This window comes from Streptomyces sp. NPDC052236, from assembly GCF_044548015.1.
GTDB lineage: Bacteria > Actinomycetota > Actinomycetes > Streptomycetales > Streptomycetaceae > Streptomyces.
This window is the reverse complement of record NZ_JBIUBL010000075.1, coordinates 1-5411: the sequence shown is the minus strand read 5'-3', so window position 1 is coordinate 5411 and position 5411 is coordinate 1. Positions and strand designations below refer to the sequence as shown.

Below are 5411 nucleotides of genomic sequence, written 5' to 3'. Positions count from 1 at the left end.
ACTCCCTCGCCCCAGCCGGTGCCGTCGGCGGCCTCCGCGTACGAACGGCACCGGCCGTCCGGCGAGAGCGCGCGCTGCCTGCTGAACTCGGTGAACACGCCCGGCGTGGCCATCACCGTCACCCCGCCCGCCAGGGCCAGCGAACACTCGCCGTGGCGCAGCGCCTGCACCGCCAGGTGCACGCTCACCAGTGACGACGAACAGGCCGTGTCGACGGTGAGGGCAGGACCCTCGAACCCCAGCACGTACGAGACGCGACCGGAGAGCACGCTGCCCGCCGAGCCGATGCCCCAGTAGCCCTCCAGCTCGTCCGGACCCGACCGCGCCAACTGCGCGTAGTCCTGGCCCGTCGTCCCCACGAACACACCCGTCTGCGAGCCGCGCAGGCCGCCCGGGTCGATGCCCGCGTCCTCCAGGGACTCCCAGACGGTCTGCAGGAGCAGCCGCTGCTGCGGGTCCATCGCCAGTGCCTCGGTGCGGCCGATGCCGAAGAACTCCGCGTCGAACTCCGTCGCCCCCTTCAGGAACCCGCCGGCCCTGGCGTACGTCGTGCCGGCATGGTCCGGGTCGTCGTGGAAGAGCCGGTCCAGGTCCCAGCCACGGTCCGCGGGGAAGTCCGAGACGACGTCGCGCCCGGCGGCCACCACGTCCCACAGGCCGGCGGGGGACGTCACGCCGCCCGGATAGCGGCAGGCCATGCCCACCACCGCGACCGGCTCGTACGCGCGCTGCTCGGCCTGCCGCAACTGCGCACGAGTTGCCTGCAGTTCGGCGGTGACACGCTTGAGGTACCGCAGTGTCCTGTCGTCGTCCGGCATGGTTCAGCCCACCCCCAAGTCGTTGTCGATCAGGTCGAACAGGTCGTCGGCGGACGCTTCGTCGATGCGCTCCCTGCGCAGACCGCCGCCGTCCTCGCCGCCCCTGTCGTCGAGCGCCGCGAGCAGGGACCGCAGCCGCGTGCGGACGGCCGCCACGTCGGACTCGGCGACCGACGGGAGCAGCCCGGCGAGGCGGTCCAGATCCGCGTGCACACCGGGCGCCGCCTCCTTGTCCCCGGCGGCGTGCTCGTCGAGCAGCATGCGCAGGTGCGCGGCGAGCGCGGGAACCGTCGGGTGGCCGAACACCAGGGTGGACGGCAGGATGAGGCCGGTCACCTGGCTCAGCCGGTTGCGCAGCCGCACCGCGCCCAGCGAGTCCAGGCCCAGTTCCTTGAAGGGACGCTCCGGGTCGACCGCACCCGCGTCCTCGTATCCGAGGACCACGGCGACCTCCGTGGCGACCGCCGCCAGCACCAGCGCGTCCCGCTCCTCGGGCGGAGCGGCCGCGAGGCGCGCGGGCAGCGCCGCGCCCGACCGGCCCGCGGGCCCCTGCGTGGCCGGCACCAGGGCCCGCAGCACGGCGGGCAGCGAGCCCTCGCGGGCCTGGGCACGCAGGGCGCCCAGGTCGAGCCGGGCGGGCAGCAGCAGCGCGTCCTCCGTGCCGTGCACCGCGTCGAACAGGCGCAGCCCCTCGTCGGTGGTGAGCGGCGCCAGCCCCGACCTGCCCAGCTGGGCCACCTCGGCGTCCCCGAGGTGCCGGGTCATGTCGCTCGCCTCCTCCCACAGGCCCCAGGCCAGCGAGAGCGCGGGCAGCCCCTGGGCGCGCCGCCACTGCGCGAAGGTGTCGAGGAACGTGTTGGCCGCCGCGTAGTTGCCCTGTCCCGGGCCGCCGATGGTGCCCGCGACCGAGGAGAACAGGACGAACGCGGCGAGCGGCACGGACGCGGTCAGCTCGTGCAGATGCAGGGCCGCGTCCACCTTGGGCCGCAGCACGCGGTCCAGCCGCTCGGGCGTCAGCGCCTCCAGGAGGCCGTCGTCGAGGGCCCCCGCGGAGTGGACGACGGCGGTCAGCGGATGCGCGGCGTCGACCGACGCGAGGAGCGCCGCCGTCGCCGACCGGTCCGTGACGTCGCAGGCCGCGACGGTGACCTGGGCGCCGAGGCCGGCCAGTTCGGCCGTCAGCTCCGACACGCCCTCGGCGTCCCGGCCGCGACGGCTGGCCAGGAGCAGGTGCCGCGCGCCGCGTTCGGTGGCGAGATGCCGGGCCAGCTGGGCGCCGAGTCCGCTGGTGCCCCCGGTGATCAGGACCGTGCCGTCCGGGTCGAAGGGGAGCGGCCCGCCGGAGGCGCCGCGGACACGGACGGCTCGGGGGATGTAGAGCACGCCGTTTCGTACGGCGACCTGGGGCTCCTCGGCGGCGAGCGCGACGGGCAGGACGCGCGCGGGATCGTCGGAGGCGTCGCCGGCCAGATCGACGAGCGTGAAGCGGCCGGGGTGCTCGGACTGCGCGGTACGCACCAGCCCCCACAGGGGCGCGAGGTCGGGGGCGACGGCCGCGCCGGGAGCGGTGGCCACGGCGTTCCGGGTGACCAGCACCAGGCGCGCGTCGGTGAACCGCTCGTCGGCCAGCCAGCCGCGCAGCAGCGCGAGGGTGTGGTGGGCGCGTGCGCGGGCCGCCTTTGCGGTGGGCGTGCCGTGCGCCGCGGGCACGAACGCGACGACGGTGTCCGGCACGGGTCCGCCCGCGTCGAGCGCGGCGGCGAGGTGGGGGAGGGCGGAGTGGGTGGGAAGGTGCGGGGCGGTGGAGCCGGTGGAGGTGTCCGAGCCGTTCACGGCACCCGGGCGCGTCATGGTCGTCCCGTCCTCGGCCAGGACCGCCCAGCGTCCGGACACGGGGTCCGGGGCGGGGTCCGGCTCCGGTGCCGCCTGCCATTCCACACGGAAGAGGGAGTCGGCCGGCCCGCGTGCACCGGCCAGGCGGGCCGGGGCCACCGGGCGGGCCACGACGGAGTCGACAGTGACCACCGGGGCACCTGCCGCGTCGACGGCGGACATCCGTACGGTGCCCTCGCCGAGCGTGGTGAGGGACACCCGCAGGTGCGTGGCGCCCGGCCGGACGACGCGCACACCGGACCAGGTGAACGGCAGCCATGCCTGCCCGGACGCTCCGTCGGCACCGGCCAGTTCGGTCAGCTGGACGTGGAACGCGGCGTCGAGCAGGGCCGGGTGCACCCCGTACCCCTCGGCGCCCCCGCTGTCCCCTGCAGCCGCGGCGTCCACCTCGGCGAGGAGCACACCGTCGCGCCGCCAGGCCGCGCGCAGCCCGCGGAAGACGGGTCCGTATCCGAAGCCACGGTCGGCGAGCCGGTCGTAGAGGCTGTCGACGTCCAGCGGGTCGGCGCCCGACGGGGGCCAAGAGGTGGGACCGGGGGAGGCGTCGCCGTGCGCCGGGGCGGGCGCGAGGAAGCCGCCGGCGTGCCGCGTCCAGTCGTCGCCGCCCGCCGCGCCGGCCGGCCGGGAGTGGACCGCCACCGGCCGCCGTCCCCGGGCGTCAGGGGCGCCGACCGACGCCTGGAGGTCGACGGCGCCCTCGTCGGGGAGCACCAGCGGCTCCTCCAGCGTCAGCTCCTCGACCACGTCGCAGCCGACGTGCGAGGCGGCGAGGACGGCCATGTCCACAAAGGCGGTGCCCGGCAGCAGGACCATGCCGTAGACCGCGTGGTCGTCCAGCCAGCCGTGCGTGTCCCGCGAGACGCGCCCGGTGAACAACCACCCGCTGCCGTCGGCGAGTTCGGCTCCGGCGGTCAGGAGCCGGTGTCCGGTGGAGCGCAGTCCCGCTTCCCCGACGTCGCCCGCGGCGGGCCGGGGCGCCGCCCAGTAGCGCGTCGACTCGAAGGCGTACGTGGGGAGTTCGACGTCACGCGCGGCGGCCGGGTCGAATACCGCGTCCCAGTCCACGGGCGCCCCGTGGGCGTGCGCGGCGGCCAGCGAGGCGGTGAACTGTGCCTGTTCCTGCTCGCGCCGGGCCGAGCCGAGGACGGTCGCGGCGGCCCGGCCGGTCCCGCCTTTCCGTCCCTCTGCCCCCTCCACCGTCTGCTCCACCGCGAAGGTGAGGATCGGGTGCGGACTCACCTCGATGAACGTGGTGTGCCCCTGGTCGAGCAGCGCGCGGACAACCTCATCGAAACGCACGGTCCGGCGCAGGTTCCGGTACCAGTAGTCGGCGTCGAGGCCGCTGGTGTCGAACTCGCCCGCGGTGACCGTGGAGTGGAAGCTCACTTCTCCGGAGCGCGGCGCGACCGGTGCCAGGACCTCGGCCAGACGCTCCTTGAGCGACTCGACCTGGGGGGAGTGCGAGGCGTAGTCGACGGGGATCCGCCGGGCCCAGATGTCCTCTGCGGCGCAGCGGGCGAGCAGTCCGTCCAGGGCGTCGGAGTCCCCCGAAACCGTCATGGAGGAGGGGCCGTTGACGGCGGCGACGGATATGAGTCCGCCCCAGTCCTCCAGGAGCGGCAGCAGCCGCTCGGGCGACGCTGTCACCGACGCCATGCCGCCCCGCCCCGCCATCTCCGTGATGGCCTTGCTGCGCAGCGCCACGACGCGGGCCGCGTCCTGGAGCGAGAGGCCCCCGGCGACGTACGCGGCGGCTATCTCACCCTGCGAGTGTCCGACCACGGCGTCCGGGTGCACGCCATGGTGGCGCCAGAGCGCGGCGAGCGCCGCCATCACCGCGAACAGCGCGGGCTGCACGACATCCACCCGGTCCAGCGTGGGAGCGCCGGGCGCCCCGCTCAGGACCTCGTCGAGCGAGAAGTCGGTGTAGGGCGCGAGCGCGGCGGCGCAGGCGCTGAGCTCCTCGGCGAACACCGGGTGGGCGGCGGCGAGTTCACGGCTCATGCCGATCCACTGGGAGCCCTGGCCGGGGAAGACGAAGACGGTCTTTCCGGTACGGGCGCGGGCACGGGGCACCTGATCCGCCTCCTCGCCCCGGGCTACCGCGGCGACCGCGTCGAGGAGTTCGGTGCGGGTGGTGCCGGTGAGGGTGGCTCGGTGGTTGAAGTGGGTGCGGGTGTGGGCGAGGGCGGCGCCGATCTGGGTGGGGGTGGCGTCCGGTTGTGTGGTGGTGAGGTGGGTGTGCAGGCGGCGGGCCTGGGCGCGCAGGGCGGTCGGCGTCTTGGCGGACAGCAGCCACGGCACCACGGGAGGTGTTGCCAAGGTGATGGAGGAGGAGGGGAGTTCAGGCCGTGGCGTCCGGGCCTCAGGCGCGGGCGTGTCCGCCCGCACGGTGGGTGCCTCCTCCACGAGGACGTGCGCGTTGGTCCCGCCCACGCCGAAGGCCGATACTCCGGCTCGGCGGATTCGTTGGCCGCGTGGCCATGGGGTGGTTTCGGTGAGTAGGGAGATGGCGCCGCTGGACCAGTCGGCTTTGGGTGTGGGCCGGTCGACGTGCAGGGTTGGGGGGAGTGTTTCGTGGTGCAGTGCCTGGATCATTTTGATCAGTCCGCCGACGCCGGCGGCGGCCTGGGTGTGTCCGATGTTGGATTTCAGGGAGCCCAGGCGCAGGGGTTGTTTGGTGGGGCGGTTTTGGCCGTA

The 5411-nt window shown here is 74.8% G+C and carries 2 protein-coding genes; both read right to left on the bottom strand.

The genetic code is table 11. From position 1 onward, the window contains the following. Positions 1 to 818, bottom strand: an 818-nt coding sequence (locus ACIHCQ_RS44440; RefSeq protein WP_399675037.1) for a beta-ketoacyl synthase N-terminal-like domain-containing protein, incomplete at its 3' end; no start/stop codon positions are given. Between the two features lie 3 nt (positions 819 to 821). Then, positions 822 to 5411: type I polyketide synthase (locus ACIHCQ_RS44435; protein WP_399675034.1), on the bottom strand; the 4590-nt coding region annotated here is incomplete at its 5' end.